We start from the raw sequence: 2286 nt of genomic DNA on the forward strand, positions 1-2286 counted from the left end.
AGGGGGGAGAAAACATCTTTCGGGGGCGGTGCGGGGACCAAAGGCCCCCCGCACCGCCCCCGAAAACCCCCAAATGAAAAATGGACAAAGCATTCGCTTCCTTCTCGAAAATTATCCGTTCAAGACGGACGATCAGGAATAGCTGCCTGAACGGTTCCTCCTATGGAAAAACGCGCCATCGCCACCGTGCGGCGAGCGGTCCGCGAGGCCGCCCGCCGCTTCCAGCTCTTTCCTCCAGGGGAAACAGTCGTCGTCGGCGTCTCCGGGGGGCCGGATTCGCTGTGCCTGCTGGATGTGTTACAGGATCTGGCTCCGGAGTTCAGGATCGCGCTCCACGTGGCCCATCTCCACCACGGCCTGCGGGGGGCGGAGGCGGACGCGGACGCCGCCTTCGTGGCGGAGATCGCCCGGCAACGAGGGCTGCCCTGCACGATCCAGCGGGAAGATGTGGGCGCGCTGGCCGCCCGTGAGGGCCTTTCCCTGGAGGAAGCCGCTCGCCAGGCCCGCTATACCTTCCTGGCGGAGGTCGCCGCCCGGTTGGGGAGCCATACCATCGCGGTGGCCCACCAGGCGGATGATCAGGTGGAAACCGTGCTGATGCATCTTTTACGGGGGAGCGGCCTGGCCGGATTGCGGGGGATGCGCCCCCGCATGCCCCTCACCGAATATCACGGCCTCCTGCGTCGGCCCCCGGAGGGGCTTTGGCTGGTGCGGCCACTGTTAGGGGTCTGGCGGCAGGAGATCGAGGCCTACCTGCAGGCCAAAGGCCTGACCCCTCGTTTGGATCGATCGAACCTGGACCTCACGTTCTTTCGCAACCGGCTACGTCATGAAGTTCTCCCCCTTCTGGAGCGCCTGAATCCGCGCCTGCGGGAAACCTGGTGGCGGATGGCCGAGGCCCTGGCGGCCGACTACGAATTCCTGGAACAGACCCTCCATCAGGTCTGGTCCACCGTGACGGCCGTCGAAGCGCCCGATCGCATCGTCTTCGACCTCGCCCGCTGGAGGGGCCTCCCGCTGAGCCTCCGGCGCATGGCGCTGCGGGAAGCCGCCTTCCGCCTGGCCCACCGCCTGCGGGACCTGCGATTTGACCACGTGGAGGAAGCGATCCGGATGGCTGAGGAGGGGATGACGGGAGGGATGTTGACCTGGCCGGAGGACCTGCGGGTGGCGGTGGCCTATGGGAACCTCATCGTGGCCCGGGAAGGCGCGGTCTGGCCCGACCCGGACCTTCCCCTGCTGACCGCCCCCTTCTCCTTGCATCCCGGAGAGACCCTCTGGCCGGATGGTCAGTGGGCGGTGATCTGGGAGGAGATCTCCACCTGGGATGCCGCTCAGCAGCCCGGGGATCCATGGACCCTTTACGTAGATGCCGAGCGCGCCGGGGCCCATCTGGCTTTCCGGGCTCGCCGTCCCGGAGATCGCTTTCACCCAGCGGGGATGTCCGGCCCCGTTCGCCTGAAGACCTTCCTGATCAATCAGAAGATCCCCCAGGTCTGGCGCGATCGATGGCCGCTGCTGGTCAACGAACGGGATGAGATCCTGTGGGTGGCTGGTGTGCGGCCGGCGGCTTCTATCCGCCCCGGATCCGATTCCCGTCGGGTGTGGCGGATCGCCATCCGGCGGGCGATCCGGGGGTCCAGGGATTGAGGGCCTGCTATGATCCTGAACGATCTACTATCTCAATGGGGGATTCGGAGGTTACCCCTCTCGCGCGATGAAGCGGCGCAGGTAGGTGAAAAAAGATAATGCGATGGGGCGGACGGTGAAGCCCCTCGCCTTACCCCCTCACCTCAGGCAGGCTATCGAGCGAGATAAACCGGGGGTGGATCCGGCTCATGGGCTTCGCTCTTCTATCAGGCCAGCGCCTCTTGAAGAGTCCGCTCAGGTCCTGGTGGTCGATTCTCTGGCCCCCGTTGCTCTGGATGCTCTGGCTGCGCTGGGCCTGGCCAGTGCCTTCGCTGTTTCATGGAGTGCCCGCCGGTGAGGACACCTGGCAGGCCATCGCGATGCTACTATGGTATTCCCGGGTGATTCAGGAGGGCCAGGGGACGCCGTTCCTCTATCCCCTGGCTTTTGCGCCCCAGGGACTTTATACCACCAGCCTGCACTACAACCCTTTCCTGATCGGGCTGATGTTACCGTGGTCTTTCATCGGCGGGCCCGCCTTCGGATATAACCTGATGGGCTGGATCGCCTTCACCATCTCTTTCCTTGGCACCTATCGCCTGACTTACCTCCTCACAAGGAGCTCCTTCGCTGCGACAGCGGCCGGAATCGCTTACT

At 64.9% G+C, this 2286-nt stretch carries 2 protein-coding genes; both read left to right on the top strand.

Going from position 1 to position 2286, the window contains the following annotated elements:
- Positions 1–162 precede the first annotated feature (162 nt).
- A complete protein-coding gene (tilS, locus tag NZM16_RS11545; protein ID WP_295480502.1) occupies positions 163–1650 on the top strand; it encodes a tRNA lysidine(34) synthetase TilS in 1488 nt (495 codons plus the stop codon).
- Between the two features lie 188 nt (positions 1651–1838).
- A partial coding sequence (locus NZM16_RS11550) for a hypothetical protein (protein ID WP_295480504.1) occupies positions 1839–2286 on the top strand: 448 nt, incomplete at its 3' end.

It is taken from the genome of Thermoflexus sp., assembly GCF_025055495.1.
GTDB lineage: Bacteria > Chloroflexota > Anaerolineae > Thermoflexales > Thermoflexaceae > Thermoflexus.